Consider the following 17,660-nt stretch of genomic DNA (forward strand, 5'->3'; position numbering starts at 1 on the left):
GTCGATCCGTCTCCGCGTCGGCGTGCCCGTCCCCCGGGCCACGACGACACAGCGGTCGATCCCGTCTCCCGGGTCTCCACCCCGAGAGGAACCACAGATGCCCAGATCACTGACCGGCGCTCTGGTGTCGGCGTTGGCCGTCGCCGCGGCCGTCGTGGCGGTCCCCATCACCGCCGCGGGCTCGGTGCCGGCCCCGGCCGCCGCCGAGGCGTACACCTGGCGCAACGTCCCGGTCGGCGGCGGCGGCTTCGTGCCCGGCATCGTCTTCAACCCCACCGAGAAGAACCTGATCTACGCCCGGACGGACATCGGCGGGGCCTACCGCTGGGAGCAGTCCAGCCAGTCGTGGACGCCGCTGCTCGACTGGGTCGGCGCGGACCGTTGGGGCTACAACGGCGTGGTCAGCATCGCCACCGACCCGGTGCAGACCAACCGGGTGTACGCGGCGGTCGGCATGTACACCAACGGCTGGGACCCGAACAACGGCGCGATCCTGCGCTCGACCGACAAGGGCGCCACCTGGCAGGCCACCGAGCTGCCGTTCAAGAACGGCGGCAACATGCCGGGCCGGGGCATGGGTGAGCGGCTGGCCGTCGACCCCAACCGGAACAACATCGTCTACTACGGCGCCGAGGGCGGCAACGGCCTGTGGCGCAGCACCGACTACGGGGCGACCTGGGCCCGCGTCACCGCCTTCCCCAACGCCGGCAACTACCGGGCCGACCCCAGTGACCCGAACGGCTACAACGGGCAGAACCAGGGCCTCACCTGGGTCAGCTTCGACAAGAGCACCGGCGCCGCCGGCTCCACCACCCAGACGATCTACGTGGGCGTGGCGGACAAGGAGAATCCGGTCTACCGCAGCACCGACGGCGGTGTCACCTGGTCGCGCATTCCCGGGCAGCCCACCGGCTACCTGGCCCACAAGGGTGTCGTCGACCCGGTCGGCGGTCACCTCTACATCGCCACCAGCGACACCGGCGGCCCGTACGACGGCGGCAAGGGCGACGTCTGGAAGTTCAACCGGTCGACAGGCGCCTGGACGCGGATCAGCCCGATACCCTCCACCAGTGCCGACGACTACTTCGGCTACAGCGGCCTGACCATCGACCGGCAGCACCCGAACACGCTGATGGTGGCCACCCAGGTCTCCTGGTGGCCGGACGCGATCTTCTTCCGCAGCACCGACGGCGGGGCGACCTGGACGCGGATCTGGGACTTCACCAGCTATCCCGAGCGGTCCCGCCGCTACACCATGGACATCAGCTCGGTGCCGTGGCTGACCTTCGGCACCAACCCCGCGCCTCCGGAGTCCACGCCCAAGCTCGGCTGGATGAACGAGTCGGTCGAGATCGACCCGCACGACTCCAACCGGATGATGTACGGCACCGGCGCCACCATCTACGGCACCACCGACCTCACCAAGTGGGACACCGGCGGTCAGCTCACCCTGCGGCCGATGGTCCGCGGCCTGGAGGAGACCGCCGTCCTCGACCTGGTCAGCCCGCCCAGCGGCGCGCCACTGATCAGCGCGCTCGGCGACGTCGGCGGGTTCCGACACACCGACCTCGACACCATTCCGGCGATGCTCTTCACCCAGCCGGTCTTCACGAGCACCACCAGCCTGGACTACGCCGAGAGCAAACCGGCCGTACTGGTGCGCGCCGGCAGCTTCACCGACGCGGACCGGCCCAACGACAGCCACGTCGCCTTCTCCACCGACGGCGGCGCCACGTGGTTCCAGGGCACCGAGCCGTCCGGGGTCAACACCGGCGGCACGGTCGCCGCCGCGGCCGACGGCAGCCGCTTCGTCTGGGCGCCCGGCGACGCCGGCCAGCGCGTCGTCTACGCGGTCGGCTTCGGCAACTCGTGGTCGCCGTCCGCCGGCATCCCGGCCAACGCGATCATCGAGTCCGACCGGGTCGACCCCAACCGGTTCTACGGCTTCAGCGGCGGGCGGGTCTACCTGAGCACCAACGGCGGCGCGACCTTCACCGCCACGGCGGCGACCGGCCTGCCCACCACCGACGTCCGGTTCAAGGCGCTGCCCGGCAAGTCCGGTGAGCTGTGGCTGGCCGGGCCGGGCGGGCTGTGGCGCTCCACCGACTCCGGCGCCAGCTTCACCAAACTGGGCGGCGTCAGCGCCTCCGGCAACGTCGGCTTCGGCAAGGCGGCGCCCGGCCGGACCAACCCCGCCGTCTTCCTCTACGGCACCGTGGACGGTCAACCCGGCGTGCACCGCTCCGACGACGGCGGCACGACCTGGGTACGCATAAACGACGACCGCCACCAGTACGGCAACCCGACCGAGGCGCTGACCGGCGACCCGCGTGTCTACGGACGCGTCTACCTCGGCACCAACGGTCGCGGCATCCTGGTCGCCGACCGCACCGGCGGTACGCCGACCACGCCGCCCCCGACGACGCCGCCCCCGACCACGCCGCCCCCCACCACACCGCCCCCGACCACGCCGCCCCCGACCACGCCGCCCCCGACCACGCCGCCCCCCACCACACCGCCCCCCACCACGCCGCCTCCGACCACGCCGCCCCCGACTGGTGGGTGTGCGGCGGCCTATCGGGTGACCGGCTCCTGGTCGGGCGGATTCCAGGCCGAGGTGGTGGTCAGCAACCCCGGCACCCGGCCCATCGCCGGCTGGACGCTGGGCTGGACCTTCCCCAACGGTCAGCGGATCAACCAACTCTGGGGCGGCACCCACACCCAGACCGGGGCGGTCGTCTCGGTCGTGGACAGCGGCTGGAACGGCGCGCTCGGCGCCGGCGCCAGCACCACGATCGGCTTCCTCGCCTCCTGGACCGGCAGCAACGTGCCGCCGGCCACCGTGACCTGCACGAGTCGCTGACCCGGTGGCCCGGCGTCGTCCGGGCCACCCGAGAACACCGGTCCGCCGGGGCTGCCTGAGGGGTCCGGCACCCCGGCGGACCGGCCCCATCCCGGCCGCCCCACCACCCACCGCACACAGCGAGCGGGCCCCGTCGACCAGAAGGTCGGCGGGGCCCGCTCGGGGTGTCGGGGAGCTAGTCGTCCAGGCTGACGGGGGAGTTGGGGCGGTCGACGTCGACGAACTCGACGTCGTCGACCGCGCGGTCGTCCCGGCTGCCAGCGGCACGGGCAGCGGAGCCGACGGCCCAGCCGACCGCGGCGCCGACCAGCGCGGCCCCGATCAGCAGCGTCCACGGCAGCGCCGGTTGGCGCCCGGCGAGCGCGTCGAAGGCGCGCGAGGCCCGACGCCGGGCCTCCTCCGCCGCGGAGCCCACCAGGTCGCCCGCGCCGTCGGCGAGGTCACCGCCGCTGCGCCGCGCCGAACGGGCGGTGTCCCGCACGCTGTCTCCCGCGGAGCCGACGGCGGAGAGCAGGTGCTCCCACGCCTGGTCCGCGATCCGCTCCGGCTTGCTGCGCCGGTCCAGCAGGTTGGTTCCGAACATCGTGGTTACCTCCTCGGGTGCCGAAGCCGCCGGCCACTTCGGACTTCGGCGTCTGTCCAGCGCGGCACGGTTCGCTCACTCCGCAGTGCCCCGGGCCGACCGGGCGCAAACCCGCCTCGGGCGCGGCTCGGCGGCTTCCTCAGCGCACCGCCACCACGGCCGCGCCGCGGGCGAAGTCGTCATCGTCGTCGTCATCGTCGTCCCCGCCGCCGAAACCGCAGGCCAGAACGAGGGCGAGCAGCACTCCTACCCCGGCCAGCCCGGCCAGTCGCTTGATCATCGAAGGTCCTCTCCGTCACGGTGGGTGTCCCGGGCCGATGCTAGGTGGCGCCGGCAACCGTCCGGCCGGATCCGACCGGCGCCGTCGGGGACCATGGTCCGACACGCCGGCGCCGTGCGGGGGCCGGTGTCCGGGGCACGCCGCATGTCGGGCGTGTCAGGCGTCGACCGTTACCCTGGTCCGGCGACGCGTTGGTTCCGACCGATCGCGGAGTGGGCAGATAACGAAAAGTATTGAATGATCAGATGCCGAAAAGTGGGGATATGGGCGACTTTGTGCGCCCGGATCCGTGAATTGCTCATCCCGAGGGGTGGCGACCGAGGCCGTCGGAGGAATACTCTCGGTCGCGGCCCGCGTACTGATGAGGCGCCCGGGGGACGGGCGGGTGGAGGTGCTCGCGTGAGCCTGTCGATCGTGAAGTCGGTCCTGTCCGGTGGTGTCGTGGAGATCGCCCCTCGGGGCGAAATCGACGTGGACACAGCGTACGAGGTGCGTGAAGCGATCGCGGAGGTGCTGGCCAAGAGCCGCCCGCTCCGCATCGAGCTGAACATGAGGCTGGTCACCTTCATCGACTCCGTCGGCATCAGCGCCATGGTCGCCGGTTTCCAGACCGCCGAGGTCAGCGGCGTCAAGCTGGTGGTCACCGAGCCGAGCCGGTTCGTGCACCGTCAACTCTGGGTGACCGGTCTGCTCGGTCTCTTCGGGGCGCCGGAGCCCTACTTCGCCGGCGCCGCCACCCCAGAGGTGCTTCCCGGCGCCTGAGCGCCGCCGCTCTCACCCGTCAGAGCTGCTCGTCCAGACCGGTCAGGTCGACGTCGGTCACCTCGGTGACCGCTCGGATGGCAGTCACCGACGCATAGCCGGCGGCCAGCAACGCCACGTCCGTGCCGGGCTGCGCGGCCTGGCCGGGCTCCTCCAATGAGGTACGCACGAAGCCGTGCCCCGACTCGGCCACCGTCATCTGCACCTGACCGAAGCTGGCCAGCCCGCCGCGACGCACACCGCGCAGCCGCCCGTGCGGCAGGTCCGGGGAGTTGACGTTGAGCACGCTCTCCGGCGGCCCGGAGGTCAGCCGGGGGAGCAGGTCCAGGGCTACCCGCGCGGCGGTGTCCCAGTGCCGTTCGGCGTCGCGTACCCGGGCTGCGGCGTCCACCGCGGCCCCGCCGCTGGCGGCCGTCGCCTCGCCCGCGGAGAGCACGTCCAGCGAGACCGCCATGGCCCGGCACCCGTTCGAGGCCGCGGTGAACGCGGCGCCGACAGTGCCGGAGTGCAGCACGGCACGGCCGGCGTTGGCGCCCCGGTTGATGCCCGACAACACGACCGACGGCGGCGGGCCGAACGCGCCGTGCAGCGCGATGAGCGTGATGAAGCCGGGTGAGCCACCGACCCCGTACGCCGGCACACCCGCAAGACCGGGCAGCGGATGGTCGTGCACCACCACCCGTCCGTCGCGTTCCACCGCACTCATCGCGGCGCTGGTGCCGCTGGCCTCCTCCAGCGGCGCCGCGACCACCACGTCCAGGCCCCGCCGGGCGGCGGCCAGGGCCAGCGCCTGGATGCCCGGCGCGGCGATCCCGTCGTCGTTGGTCACCAGCACCCGCAGCGTCATCGCTCGACCACGCGGTCGGCCAACTCGTCAGGGGTGGTCCGCTCCTGTTGCCGGCTGTCCGCCGGGACCAGCCGGACCCGCTCCACCAGGCCGGTGATGGAGTCCAGCCGTCCGGTGCCCAGCCCGTGCCGGGTCACGTTCAACGCGCCGGCGGCGGCGCCGGTGCGGATGGCGGTCCGGATGTCGCCGCCACGGGCGATGACGGCGGCCACTCCGGCGGTCATCGAGTCGCCCGCACCGCGCGGATCGGCGGCCTCCAGCCGGGGCATCTCCACCTCGAAGAGCTCCCCGTCGATAATTGCCAGCGCGGGCTGGTCGGCCCGGCTCACCACCACCGTCTCGGCGCCGGCGGCGTGCAGGTCGTACATCGCCCGGGTCAGCTCCGGACCCTCCCCGCTGCGGGCACGCCCGTCGCGGATCAGCTCCTCGTGGCTCACCTTCAGGAAGAACACGCCGCTGTCCAGCACGGCCCCCAGGTGGTCACCGGACAGGTCGACCACCACCCGGCTGCCGTTGGCGCCGAGGTCGGCGGCGAAGCGGCGGTACAGGTCGGCCGGGACGAGCCACGGGGCGTTCGGGCCACTGAGGACGCTCACGTCGGCGCGCAGCCCCTCGCCGAGCGCCAGGTTGTACAACTCGTCCAGCTCGTGGCGGCTCAGTCGCTCCCCGGGCACGTCCACGATCTCCTGTCGGGACCCGTCCCGCCGGTCGTGCACGTACGCGCCGCTGCCCGAGTCCCGGACCACCACCTTCAGGTCCACCCCCTCGCTGACCAGCAGGGGCTCCAGCACCTGACCGATCTCGCCCCCGAGCGCGGCGCAGAGCACCACGTCGACTCCGAGCGACTGCACCATGCGTGCCTGCCAGACGCCCTGACCGCCGGGGTGCAGGTGCAGTTCGGGCTGGTCGTTCGGCTGGTCCACCGTCACGGTCAGCTGCGGGGTGGGCGCGAAGACCATCACGTGCCCGCTCATCGGTCGTCACCGTTCATGTGCCCGTCCTTTCGTCACAACCGGTGATTTCCCATCAGCCGACCGTAATGGGAACGCTGCGCGAATAGCAGGACAACGGACGGTGTCCGTCCGGGCGTTGCCACCCTGGGCCGTGTACGGGACGATCGTGCGACCAGCGACGTCGGGAGACGGTGTGCTCAGCAGCGATACCTTCAGCTACACCGTCCAGGCCCGCTGCTCAGTCGCCGAGGCGGCGGCGTTGCTGAGCGACCTGACCCGCCAGGGTGAGCTGCACCCGTTGATCGTGCGGGTCCGCCGGGTGTCGCCCCGCCCGGGCGCCCGCGCCAGCTACACGATCAACGACAGGCTCGCGGCGGGGCCGTTGCGCTTCCGCACCACCTACCAGGCGGACGTGTTGATCTGCGAGCCCGACGAGATCGTGACGGTGGCCCGCCAGTGGCCGGCCACCACCGTCCGCAACCACACCCGCCTGCGTGCCGAGCCGGACGGCCTGGTCCGGATCGACGTCGACATCACCCTGCGCGCCCCGACACCCCTCTTCCGGTACGCCTTCCGTCAGGCCCGCGCGGCCCACCTCGCCCTGGCGGCCCGCCTCGGTGCGGCCCTGAACAACGCCCACGAGCAACCCCCGACCTGACCCACCCGCGCCCCACCCGCCGCCCGTCGCACCCGCCGCGCCGCGCCGCGATCGCCGCCGTGCCGCGCCGTGTCCGCCGTGCCCGTGCCCGTGCCGTGCCGTGCCCGTGCCCGCCGCGCCGGGGCACTCGCCGTCTCGCGGCATGATCGTGCTCGATCCTCGATGTAGTGGCGTCCCTGCCCTGCGGTGGCCACTACCTCCTTGTTGTTGCGCGACCTGGCAGCGCGCTTCGCGCGCCTGCGGGTCGGGCGGGGCGGCGGCCCCAGGGCTTGTAGGTGGAGAGTACGGTCGCGATGATCATGAGGCTGGTCGACACCGCGGGCGCGATCACCAGGTCGGCGCGGTCCCGGGCGGGGAGCGTGGCGCCCAGCGCGCTGGCGTGCCGCAGATTCGGCGTGAGCAGGAACAGCACCAGCCCGACCATCACCGTGGTGATCACCAGTTTGACCAGCACCCACCGGTAGCGCACCAGCCCCCAGGGGGTGAGCAGCGCGCTGGCGACGCCGACCAGCCAGACGAGCACGCTCAGCGGCGCGAACAGCACGGTGCCGACGAGCCCGGCGACCGGGTAGACCACGGCCGGGTCGGCGCCACGCAGTGCCGCGATGCCGAGGGTGAGCAGCACCAGGTCGGCTCCGAGCCAGCCGAGCGAGGTGATCAGGTGCAGGGTGAGCAGCGCCTTGCGGGTGGTGGGCGGGATTCGCGGCATACCGGAAATGCTCCTCGCCCGGCTCGTCCGGGTCGTCCGACCGCCGACGACGTCCCGGGTACGTCCGCTGACGTACCCGGTGCCGGCGCTCGAGATCACGTGAACGTCCGCACCCGGTGTGGTCGATGGCGGGTCGAGTACCAGGCTGCGGGAGGGAACCGTCGAGGAAGGTCGCTTGACGCGCAAAGTTAACGCCATTAACCTAAAGATAGCGCCGTTAACCAACCCTGTGGAGGTCGTCATGGCCGAGTACCTGAGCATCGCCGGCAACACCCTCGCCTACGAGGTGTCCGGGCGAGGGCCGCTCGTTGTCCTGGCGCACGGCATCGGCGACAGCCGGCACTCCTACCGTTTCCTCGCTCCGGCCCTGGCCGCCGCCGGGTACCGCGTCGCCAACGTCGACATCCGCGGCTGCGGCGACTCCAGCCTCGGCTGGGACGGCTACAGCCGCACCGACATCGCGGGCGACCTCGTCGCGGTCGTGCGTCACCTCGGCGGCCCCGCCGTGATCATCGGCCAGTCGATCAGTGGCGGTGCGGCGACCATCGCCGCAGCCACCGCGCCCGATCTGATCAACGGTGTCATCGAGCTGGCGCCGTTCACCCGCGTACAACCCTTCGATCTCGGCGGGTTGATGCGGGTGAAGCGCTTCCGCAGCGGTTACAGCCAGATGGCGCAGGTCATGGTCCGGGGAAGTCTGGCGAGCTGGAAGAAGTACCTCGACGTGGCGTATCCGGTCAAGCCCGCCGACTGGGGCGTCGAGCTGACGCGCATCGAGGCGAAGCTGACGGAGCCCGGCCGGATGAAGGTTCTGCAGGCCATGTGCAAGACCAGCCCGGCCGATGCCGGCGCGCAGCTGGCCAACGTCACCTGCCCGGTCCTGGTCATCGAGGGCAGCCTCGACCCCGACTGGGCCGACCCCCGCGCCGAGGGCGAGAAGATCATCGCTGATCTGCCCAGGGGCCTCGGCGAGCTCGTCGTCATCGAGGGTGCCGGCCACTACGCACACGCCCAGACGCCGGATCAGGTCCTGGCGCTGGCCCGGCCCTTCCTCGACAAGACGCTGGCGAATGCCTAGGGCCGGGCTGACCCCGCTGTCGGTCACCGAGGCCGCGGCCGCACTGATCGACGAGATCGGCTTCGAGAACCTCAGCATGGGCCTGGTCGCCGAACGGCTCGGAGTCAAGACCCCCGCGCTCTACAAACACGTCACCAGCCAGGCCGACCTGGCCCACCGCATCGCTGTCCGGGCCATGGCCGACTTCGCGGACGCCATTCGCGACGCCATCCAGGGCCGGGCCGGCAGCGATGCCCTCGCCGCCGGGGCGCAGGCGATGCGGACCTACGTGCGGGAACACCCCGGGCAGTACGCGGCCGGCGATGCTGCCGCCCGCCAGACCGGACCCGACGACCCGATCATCCCCGCCGTCGAACGGGTGGTCGCCTCCTGGGCGGCCATGCTGCGCGGCTACCACCTGGACTCCAGCCAGGAGATTCACGCCCTGCGGCTGCTCCGCAGCGTCCTGCACGGGTTCTCGACCCTGGAGGCAGCCGGCGGGTTCAAGTTCGACGCATCTGTCGACGACAGCTTCACCTGGATTGTCGATTTTCTCGACCGTGGCCTGCGCGACATCTCGACGAGCAGCGCTCCCGCCGGCTGACGGATCGTCCACGAACCCCGACCACATCATCGCGGAGGACCGACATCAGCATCACCCGGGCACCCACGACCACCCGGACACCACCACCCGGCGGCCGCCGATGGTGAACATCGACGAAGAGCACAGAGACGCCAGGATCGAGCGGCACGCGAGTTGGGCCGAGCTCTTCTTCGACCTCGTGGCGGTGGCCGGCGTGGCCGCTCTGGCACACGTGCTCGGGTCCGAACTGGACGCCGCGGCGCTCGGTCTCTACGCACTGCTGTTCCTGGCTCTGTGGCTGTCCTGGACGACGTTCATGTTGTACGGCAACGTCGCCGCCGGTCAGACCCGCGTGGTGCGGCTGATGGTCGGCATGTTCGGCCTCGGGGTCATGGCCGCGTCCGTGCCAGGTGTGGCGCACACCGTGCTCGGGCACGGCAGCGACATCCGTCCGCTCAACGTCTTCGCGGTCGCCTACATCGCCACGCGCGTCTACGGGTCCAAGTCGTGGCGGCGCGGCGAAGTACTGCTGGACTTCCCGGTGGTGCAGTACTCGGCAGGACTGCTGCCCTGGTTCGCGTCGCTCTGGGTCGACGAACACTGGAAGCTCGCGCTCTGGGCGGTGGGAGTCGGCCTCGACCTACTGCTGATCCTGGTCCTGTCCGGCAGCAGGATCCTCCAGCGGGTCCAGTCGTACCTCACCGCGCGGAAAAGCACTCGGCGTCGGCCACGATCAGGAGGCCCCGGCGGCACGGTACCGGTCATGCACGGGGTGTCTGTCGATCCGGCCCACCTCTCCGAGCGGCTGGGGCTCTTCGTGATCATCGTGCTGGGCGAATCGGTGGTGCAGGTCGTCGCCGCGGCAGGCGAGGCGCGGTACGACTTCGGCCTGCTGGTCACCGCAATCGCGTCCTTCGTGCTGCTGGCCGGCCTGTTCGGCCTGTCCGTCGTCTTCGGATACGCCGGCCTGCCGCACCTGCGCGCCGGCCGGATCCCCGCCCGCGCCGCCCTCGGCCTGCACTGCCTGGTCACCGGCGTCGTCGCCACCATCGCCGTACCGCTCTCCCTGGTGGTGAGGCACGGCTCCGACCCACTGCCGGACCAATGTCGCTGGCTGCTCTGCGGAGCGGTCGCTGCCTACTTCACCCTCGGCGTGGTCACCGGCGTCGCCAGCCACAGTTCCGACCTGCCGAGGACGATCTCACGGGTCACCACAGGCATCGCGGCCCCACTGTTGCTGGGCCTGCTCGCCACCGCCGTCAGTGGTCGAGTGCTCGTGGCCTACCTGGCCCTGATCGTCCTGGCCCACCTCGGGTTCGAACGACGACTGGGGTCACGCTGATCGGGGCTGATCTGGCAGGAAGGGCCCCTCCCTTCGAATCTGACCGACCAATCAGTAATCCAGACGGAATGGAACCCATCATGAGCAGGATCCGCCCCCTCGCCGCTGCCACCTTCCTCCTGGGCCCGGCGATCTATCTCGCCGCCGAAGCGATCACGGCCGCGGCGTGGAAGTCGCCCAGCTACAGCTACGCCGACAACTGGATCAGCGACCTCGGATCCGCAACGGCCGGGGTGTTCCAAGGCCGCGAACTCGACTCGCCGCTGCACGTCGTGATGAACTCCGGCTTCATCGTCCAGGGCATCCTCTTCGGGATCGCCACAGTGCTGCTGTCGCGGACGATCAGCGGGCGGGCCCGAACCTTCACCGCCGTGATGGGGGTCGTGACCATGATCGGCTACATCCTTGTCGGAACCTTCCACGGTTCCCTGCAGGCGCAGCAGAACGGCACGCTTGCCCTGCACTTCACCGGAGCGACGCTTGCCATCCTGGGCGGGAACGTGCTTGCCCTCGTCCTGGGCATCCACTGGCGAAAGACTCCCGAGACGCGGTTGATCGGCCTCGTCGGCCTCGTCGTCGGAGCATTCGGCCTGGTCTCCGTGGTCGCTCTCTTTCTCACCTTCGGTGCCGGCCTGCCCTCGGGGGCGATCGAACGCGGCTCCGTCTACACGATCGTCATCTGGCAGGTCGCCGTCGCCATCGCACTCCTCCGCAGCCGGGCCGACTCTCGCGTACCACGCGTTGCCGCGACCAGCGCATCCGCAGGCACGGCATCCACCGGCAACTGACCCGTCCGGGGGGACTGTGCCACGAACGGGTCAGCCGTGCGGCACGCCTGCTACCGGCTTGTCGTCGAGGAATTCCTTCAGGATCGCGGTGAACCGCGCCGGCTGCTCCTCGGCGGGGTAATGGCCGCAGCCGTCGAGAACAACGCCTGTGACGTCGTCGGCCGCCAGCCGCATCGTCTGGGCGGCGCTCGCGCCGCTCCACAGCGCGCCACCGACGGCGAGCACCGGCAGCGTCAGCCGGGTCCTGCTGCGCTGCTCGTTCTGCGCGATCGTCTCGTCCAGCGCCCGGTAGTACTCGAAGCTCGCCCGCAGCGCGCGAGGATCCGCAGCGATCGCGTCGACGTAGACGTCGACGGCGTAGGCGGGGATCGCGGTGGGGGTGGCGGCCTTGGTGGCGAACTGCCAGCCGAAGAAGAGTCGCTCCCGGCCCCGGACCAGTTCCTCGTTCAGGTCGGTGAGCCGGTTGAAGCCGAACTGCCAGAGTTTCTGATTGACCGCCGCCGGGCTGAAGGCCGGCGGGGAGGGCGAGAGACCGGGGATCATTGCTTCGAGGACGGCGAGTCGGCCCACCCGCTCGGGGTAGTCGGCAGCCAGCGCGTACCCGGTCCACGTGCCGATGTCGTGACCGACCACGTCGAACCGGTCGTGCCCGAGCGCGGCCATCAGAGCGACCAGATCGGCGGCCAGTGTGCCGGCGTCGTAACCGTCGTCGGGCTTGTCGGAGAGCCCGGCTCCGCGCGAGTCGACGGCGACGACGGTGTGCTCGCGGGCGAGTGCGGGCATTACTTCCCGCCAGGCGTACCAGGTCTGCGGCCACCCGCCGACCAGCAGCAGCGGCGGGCCGTCCCCGCCGGTGACCGCGTGCAACCGCAGCCCGTCCAGCTCCACCAGCCGGCTGGTGAAGACCTCGGCGAACCCGTCGGGCAACTGCAGCGAACTCAGGTTTGTCATGCCGGCACCATACGCATGATGGAACGATCGGTACAAGACCATTGGAACGATCGTTACAAGATGTGTAGACTCACGGACCATGGCGGGCCGCAAGCAGTTCGACGTGGACGAGGCGCTACGACGCGCGATGCATGTCTTCTGGCGCTGGGGCTATTCGGAGGCCTCGATCGACCGCCTGACCGAGGGCACGGGCCTGGGTCGGGGTTCGCTGTACGGCACGTTCGGCGACAAGAGCACCCTCTTCCGCAAAAGCCTGCAGCGGTACGCGCAGACCTACCACCCGCTGTACGAGCAGGCGTTGTCCGGCCCCCACCCGAGCCCGAGCGCGGTTGTGGCCGCGTACCTGCAGGTCACCCTGAACCGCATCGCCGACCCGACGGTGCCCGACGGCTGCCTGCTCACGGTGTCGGCAACGCAGTTCCCGGCTCTCGACGCGGAAGGCCAGGCGACGGTTCGCGCCATGATCGACGGTTTGCGAGCGATGCTGCAGCAGGCGTTGCGGGCGGCGGGGGCCGATGAGCGGGAGGCGGCAGAGCTGGCGTTGTGCACGCTGGCGACGAACAAATCGCTTGCGGTGCTGAGCCGCGCCGGCTTCTCGAGCGACGACCTGGCAACCGTCGCCGCAGCCGCCGGCCGCACTGCCGGGAGGCCACTGCCGCTACCGTGAGTAAAGATGCGATCGCATCATCAGACAAACGTCGCTGCTCTCAGTACACCGACAGGTGTACGTGGTTGGTGTGGTCGCTGGACGGGTCGCCGTTGCCTCCGCTGTACGACTTCCACCCACTGCTGGGCAGCCAGATCTGCCTGTACCAGATCACGTAGAGCACGGCGAGCCGGTCGGAGTTGCGGATGAAGTACGCGGCCAGGTTGCTGCCGTACGTCTTGTCGGCGCCTGTGGCGTCACCGCCGAACCCGCCCTTCGCCGCGGCGAAGTCGCAGGCCCGACCCTTGGGATGTTCGCCGGAGCCGCCGGAGCGGTGACAGGAGACGTAGTGGGTGAAGCCGGCGGCCTTGGCCTGGTTGAGGGCGTGCAGGGTGCGCGGGGTGATGCAGCCGCTGGCCGGGGTGGGGTCGTTGATGCTGCATGACTCGGACGGCCAGGAGCCGTCGGAGTTGCGCGGCGCGGGCTGGGCGTTGGCGGTGGAGGTGCCCCGGTTGGAGCTGGTGTCGGCGGCGGTGGTGCGCGGCTTGCTGGTGGCGACCGTGAGTGCCCGCTCGGCCTGCTCCTTGCGCTTGGCCATCACCTCGACCTGCTTGCGCTGCTCGCGGATCTCGCCGTCCAGGGCGAGGCGGGTGCGGTTGGCCTCGTCGCGGGTGGCGTGCAGCTCGCGCAGCACCCGGTCCTCGTTGGCGGCCACCACGTCCAGCGAGGCCGCCCGGTCCAGGAAGCCCTCGGGGGTGTTGGTGTTGAGCAACGCCGAGACGGTGCTGAGGCGGCCGGTGCGGTACGCCACGCCGGCGATCTCGCCGACCTTGCCGCTGCGTACGGTCATCTCGGCTTCGGTGGTCTTCAGCTTGGCCGCGAGTTGCCGCTGCCGCTGGACGGAGGTGTCCAGGGCGCGCTTGGCGTCCAGGTAGCCCTTGCTGGCGGCCTCGAGTTGGGCTCGCAGCGCGGGGGTGCCGCCCTCCTCGTCGCCGTCGGGCGCCGCGGCGGCCCGCAGGCCGCCGGGGGGAGCGGCGGTGGCGGCGCCGATCGGTACCGCGACGCCGAGGGTGACCATCATGACTATCAGTGCCGCGAGTCGGGCGGCAGGTGGTCGTGCTGGTGCCACTTCGCATGTCCTTCCGTCAGCCGCCGACCGGGTTAGCTGACGGGTTCGGGACGGAAGATCCCTACCGCTGACGCGGATGCACCCCAGGAACATGGTTCCCCGGTTCGCCCTCTCGGGTGATTAGGCGGCGGCCGCCACCGGCGCCGGGAGGGCGCCGCCGGGTGGTGGCCGGGACCGAGCCTACCGGGACAGGTGGGACGCGTGCAGTCGATGTGACGGAAGGTGTCCGCACCATCACCGGAAAATGACGGCGAAACGGTCTGTCCGTCACGAACGTGATCACCACTCGATCGAACCGCAGGCACCCGGGGCGGCCCCGGGCTCGATCTGCAGCGTGGCGTGCTCGATGCGGAAGTCCTCCCGCAGGGCGGTACGCGCCGCGGTGAGGACCGCGCCGACCTCCGCGCCGGGCGCCATGATCAGGTGTGCGGAGGCAACATCCATGCCCGAGGTGAGCGTCCAGACGTGCAGGTCGTGCACCTCGACGACGCCGGGCACCGTGGCCAGGCGGTCGTGCACGGCGGTGACCTGGAGGTGTTCCGGGGCGGCCTGCACCAGGATGCGGACGGCGGCACGCCCCAGCCGCCAGGTGCGCGGCAGGATGAACACGCCGATGGCGACCGCGACAAGCGGATCGGCCCACCACCAGTCGGTGACCGCGATGAGCAGCGCCGCGCCGATCACGCCGAGCGAGCCGAGCAGGTCGCCGAGCACCTCCAGGTAGGCGCCCTGGAGGTTGATGCTCTCCCGGGCGCCGGCGCGCAGCAGCGCGAACGCGCCCAGGTTCGCGAGCAGGCCGAGGACGGCCACCGCGAGCATCGGGCCGGTCAGCACCTCGTGGGGGTCGCCGAACCGGCCGATCGCCTCGATCACCACGTAGACCGCCACCCCGGAGAGCAGGACGGCGTTGGCCAGGGCGGCGAGCACCTCGAGGCGGTAGAGCCCGAAGGTGCGCTGTGGGTCGCCGGTGGCCCGTCGGGTGGCGGTGATCGCGGCGAGCGCCATCCCGATGCCGAGCACGTCGGTGAACATGTGCCCGGCGTCGGAGAGCAGGGCGAGCGAGCCGGTGTGGAAGGCGGCCACACCCTCGACCACCATCAGGGTGGCGAGCAGCCCGAACGCGGCCCAGAGGCGGCCCCGGTGCTGGTGGGCGGCGTTGGCGACCGAGGCGTGGTGGTGGTCATGACCTGCTCCCACGAGATCCACCCTCCGTCGCCACCCGGGACCCGGTCAAATGTATGCTCACATCGCTATGTATGCAACTGTACGGGCGGGTCCGACCGCCGACACCGCCAACGGGCAGGTCAGCCGGTCGGGTCGATGGTGGTGAGCCGCTGGGTGGCCCGGGAGAGCGCCACGTAGAGCGTCCGGACGCCGGAGCCCGGGTCGGCCCGGATCTCGCTCGGGGCGACCAGCACCACCCCGTCGTACTCCATGCCCTTGGCCTCCAGGCTGGTCACCACCTGCAGGCGCGTCGCGCCGAGCGTGCCGAGCCAACCGGCGACCTCGTCGCGGCGGGTGACCGGCGTGATCACCCCGACCGTGCCGTCCACCTCGGCCAGCAGGCCGGTCGCCGCCTCCAGGATCGCGGTCTCCAGCCCGGCCGGCGGCACCACCAGCTCGACCGGATCGATCCCGGTGGAGCGGACGGCCGTCGGCAGCGACAGGTCCGGATAGAGCCGGCGAATCTCCGCCGCCGCCACCGCGAAGATCTCCGCCGAGTTGCGGTAATTGGTGGTGAGCGTGAAATCGTGCCGCTTGCGCCGGCCCAGCGCCTGGTCCCGGGCGCGGGTCAGCTCCTCCGGATCACCGGTCCACGCCGTCTGCGCCGGGTCACCCACCACCGTCCAGGAGGCCAGACGGCCACGCCGTCCCACCATTCGCCACTGCATCGGCGAGACGTCCTGCGCCTCGTCCACCACCACGTGCGCGTACTCCCGGTAGTCCTCCGGCCGCTCCCGGGCCGCCGCCCGGGCGGCCCGCTGCCGGTCGTTGGCGGTGCTCAGTTCCCGGACTCCGCCCGCGAGCTGGAAGGGGTCGCGGCGGGCCCGCGCCGGTTGCAGCGGCTTACCGAGCAGCGCGTCCAACTCGTCGAGCAGCGCCACGTCCGCGATGGTCAGACCTGCGGTGTCCAGGCTCTGGTACGCCGCGGTGAGCAACCGGATCTCCGCGCCGGAGAGGATACCGCTGGCGTACCGACGCAGCCGCTCCGGTCGAGCCAGCCAGCCGAGCACGTGCCGGGGGTGCAGGCGCGGCCACCACGCCTTGAGGAACTCCCGGAACTCCGCCCGCTCGGCGATCTCGCCCTCGAAGGCCCGCTGCTCCGGCAGCCGGGTGATGCCGACCGCACGGGCCTGCGCCCAGAGCGCGGCGAACACCCCGTCGAAGCCGGCCCGACGGACCTCGTTGCGCCGGGCGCCGCGGTGCAGCGCGCGGTCCCGGATCCGGTCCAGCTCGGCCCGGTCCAGCCGCAGCAGCGTCCCCCGGTAGAGCAGTCGCAGCTCACCCGGGCCGCCCGGCACCGCGTCCCGGACGGCGCGCTCCAGCACCCGGCGCATCCGCAGCGAGCCCTTCACCGCCGCCACCTCGGGCGGGTCGGTGCGGGTGGCGGTCATGCCCGGAAAGAGGGAACCCAGCGAATGCAGGGTCGCCGTGTCCTCACCGAGCGAGGGCAGCACCGAGGCGATGTACTCGACGAAGACGGTGGACGGCCCGACGACCAGGATGCCGCCTCCGGCGTACCGGCTGCGGTCGGAGTAGAGCAGGAAGGCCGCCCGGTGCAGGGCGACCGCCGTCTTGCCGGTGCCCGGCCCGCCCGCGACGATCGTCACCCCGGAGCCGGGCGACCGGATCGCCTCGTCCTGCTCCCGCTGGATCGTCGCCACGATGTCGCGCATGCCCCGACCGGTGGCTCGCGAGAGGGTGGCCAGCAACGCGCCGTCACCGACCACGGTCATCCCCTCCGGGGCGGCGGTCGGGTCCAACAGGTCGTCCTCGATCCGGGTGACCCGCTCAGAGCGGGACTGGATGGTGCGACGACGCACCACCCCCAGCGGCTGCGCCGGGGTGGCCTGGTAGAACGCGGAGGCGGCGGGAGCGCGCCAATCGACGACAAGCGTGGTGGCGTCCTCGTCGCGGATGCCGAGCCGCCCGACGTGCAGCACCTGCCGGTCGCGCAGGTCCAGACGACCGAAGACCAGTCCCTCGTGCTCGGCGTCGAGGGTGTGCCGCCGCTGCGCGGCGTGGAAGACCATCGCGTCGCGCTCGACAAGCGCCCCGAACGTGCCCACCCGCGCCATCCGGTAGCCGTCCCGTTCGGCCCGAACCGCGGACTGGCGCAGCTCGGCCAGTCGGGCGTACACCCGGTCGAGGTGCCGTTGCTCGACGGCGATCTCCTGCTCCAGGGCGGTCTGGTCGGTCAACGCACGCTCCTTCGATGTCGCCGGCAAGCGGCGCGAACCGCGCGGGCCAACCGCAGAAGGGTACGGCCCCCGGCCCGACCCTCCGCG

At 71.5% G+C, this 17,660-nt stretch carries 17 protein-coding genes and 1 riboswitch; of the genes, 8 read left to right on the plus strand and 9 right to left on the minus strand.

From position 1 onward, the window contains the following. The first annotated feature begins 97 nt into the window (after nt 1–97). Nucleotides 98–2,863 (plus strand): cellulose binding domain-containing protein, encoded by a 2,766-nt coding sequence (locus tag ACGFIE_RS18085; protein ID WP_393295958.1) that lies wholly within the window; start codon nt 98–100, stop codon nt 2,861–2,863. 175 nt (nt 2,864–3,038) lie between these two features. Here ACGFIE_RS18085 and ACGFIE_RS18090 read toward each other — a convergent pair whose 3' ends face one another. Next, nucleotides 3,039–3,446, minus strand: a complete 408-nt coding sequence (locus ACGFIE_RS18090; RefSeq protein ID WP_393295960.1) for a hypothetical protein — start codon at nt 3,444–3,446, stop codon at nt 3,039–3,041. 139 nt (nt 3,447–3,585) lie between these two features. Further along, complete coding sequence (locus ACGFIE_RS18095) at nt 3,586–3,726, minus strand: hypothetical protein (protein ID WP_234589220.1); 141 nt, start codon at nt 3,724–3,726, stop codon at nt 3,586–3,588. Between the two features lie 399 nt (nt 3,727–4,125). On the opposite strand from ACGFIE_RS18095, the gene ACGFIE_RS18100 reads away from it, so the two are divergent. Continuing rightward, on the plus strand, nt 4,126–4,488 hold the full coding sequence (locus ACGFIE_RS18100) for an STAS domain-containing protein (RefSeq protein ID WP_007463546.1): 363 nt from the start codon (nt 4,126–4,128) through the stop codon (nt 4,486–4,488). 19 nt (nt 4,489–4,507) lie between these two features. Here the strand turns inward: ACGFIE_RS18100 and surE are convergent, their stop codons facing one another. Together surE and ACGFIE_RS18110 are read right to left on the minus strand one after the other, a co-directional pair. Beyond that, complete coding sequence (gene surE, locus ACGFIE_RS18105) at nt 4,508–5,335, minus strand: 5'/3'-nucleotidase SurE (RefSeq protein ID WP_393295963.1); 828 nt, start codon at nt 5,333–5,335, stop codon at nt 4,508–4,510. Continuing rightward, entirely contained in the window at nt 5,332–6,309 is a 978-nt protein-coding gene (locus tag ACGFIE_RS18110; protein WP_393295965.1) for a 1-phosphofructokinase family hexose kinase, read from the minus strand. The genes surE and ACGFIE_RS18110 overlap by 4 nt, the downstream gene beginning before the upstream one ends. A 172-nt stretch (nt 6,310–6,481) precedes the next feature. On the opposite strand from ACGFIE_RS18110, the gene ACGFIE_RS18115 reads away from it, so the two are divergent. Then, nucleotides 6,482–6,946, plus strand: a complete 465-nt coding sequence (locus ACGFIE_RS18115; RefSeq protein WP_393295967.1) for an SRPBCC family protein — start codon at nt 6,482–6,484, stop codon at nt 6,944–6,946. Nucleotides 6,947–7,139: 193 nt separating this feature from the next. On the opposite strand, the gene ACGFIE_RS18120 is transcribed toward ACGFIE_RS18115, so the two are convergent. Beyond that, nucleotides 7,140–7,655, minus strand: coding sequence for a hypothetical protein (locus ACGFIE_RS18120; protein ID WP_393295969.1), 516 nt, complete (start codon nt 7,653–7,655; stop codon nt 7,140–7,142). Between the two features lie 241 nt (nt 7,656–7,896). Between ACGFIE_RS18120 and ACGFIE_RS18125 the strand changes: the two genes are divergently transcribed. The 4 genes from ACGFIE_RS18125 (at nt 7,897) to ACGFIE_RS18140 (ending at nt 11,425) form a co-directional block, all read left to right on the plus strand. Further along, complete coding sequence (locus ACGFIE_RS18125; protein WP_393296393.1) at nt 7,897–8,733, plus strand: alpha/beta fold hydrolase; 837 nt, start codon at nt 7,897–7,899, stop codon at nt 8,731–8,733. Continuing rightward, nucleotides 8,726–9,316, plus strand: coding sequence for a TetR/AcrR family transcriptional regulator (locus ACGFIE_RS18130; RefSeq protein ID WP_393295971.1), 591 nt, complete (start codon nt 8,726–8,728; stop codon nt 9,314–9,316). The genes ACGFIE_RS18125 and ACGFIE_RS18130 overlap by 8 nt, the downstream gene beginning before the upstream one ends. A 100-nt stretch (nt 9,317–9,416) precedes the next feature. Then, a complete protein-coding gene (locus ACGFIE_RS18135) occupies nt 9,417–10,637 on the plus strand; it encodes a low temperature requirement protein A (protein WP_393295973.1) in 1,221 nt (406 codons plus the stop codon). Between the two features lie 80 nt (nt 10,638–10,717). After that, a complete protein-coding gene (locus ACGFIE_RS18140) occupies nt 10,718–11,425 on the plus strand; it encodes a DUF998 domain-containing protein (RefSeq protein WP_393295975.1) in 708 nt (235 codons plus the stop codon). Nucleotides 11,426–11,455: 30 nt separating this feature from the next. On the opposite strand, the gene ACGFIE_RS18145 is transcribed toward ACGFIE_RS18140, so the two are convergent. Further along, entirely contained in the window at nt 11,456–12,376 is a 921-nt protein-coding gene (locus ACGFIE_RS18145) for an alpha/beta fold hydrolase (protein WP_393295977.1), read from the minus strand. A 79-nt stretch (nt 12,377–12,455) separates the two neighbouring features. On the opposite strand from ACGFIE_RS18145, the gene ACGFIE_RS18150 reads away from it, so the two are divergent. After that, complete coding sequence (locus ACGFIE_RS18150; protein ID WP_393295979.1) at nt 12,456–13,043, plus strand: TetR/AcrR family transcriptional regulator; 588 nt, start codon at nt 12,456–12,458, stop codon at nt 13,041–13,043. 40 nt (nt 13,044–13,083) lie between these two features. Here the strand turns inward: ACGFIE_RS18150 and ACGFIE_RS18155 are convergent, their stop codons facing one another. From ACGFIE_RS18155 to ACGFIE_RS18165, 3 genes are all read right to left on the minus strand, one after another. Further along, a complete protein-coding gene (locus ACGFIE_RS18155; protein WP_393295981.1) occupies nt 13,084–14,151 on the minus strand; it encodes a coiled-coil domain-containing protein in 1,068 nt (355 codons plus the stop codon). A 5-nt stretch (nt 14,152–14,156) separates the two neighbouring features. Further along, nucleotides 14,157–14,288, minus strand: a riboswitch (cyclic di-AMP (ydaO/yuaA leader). Nucleotides 14,289–14,430: 142 nt separating this feature from the next. Then, nucleotides 14,431–15,348 carry a cation diffusion facilitator family transporter gene (locus ACGFIE_RS18160; RefSeq protein WP_393295983.1) on the minus strand — a complete coding sequence of 306 codons (918 nt, stop codon included), beginning with the start codon at nt 15,346–15,348 and terminating at the stop codon, nt 14,431–14,433. A gap of 107 nt (nt 15,349–15,455) precedes the next feature. Next, nucleotides 15,456–17,573 (minus strand): HelD family protein, encoded by a 2,118-nt coding sequence (locus tag ACGFIE_RS18165; protein WP_393295985.1) that lies wholly within the window; start codon nt 17,571–17,573, stop codon nt 15,456–15,458. Between the last annotated feature and the right edge of the window lie 87 nt (nt 17,574–17,660).

The organism is Micromonospora sp. NPDC049275 (assembly GCF_043197115.1).
Taxonomy (GTDB): Bacteria; Actinomycetota; Actinomycetes; order Mycobacteriales; family Micromonosporaceae; genus Micromonospora.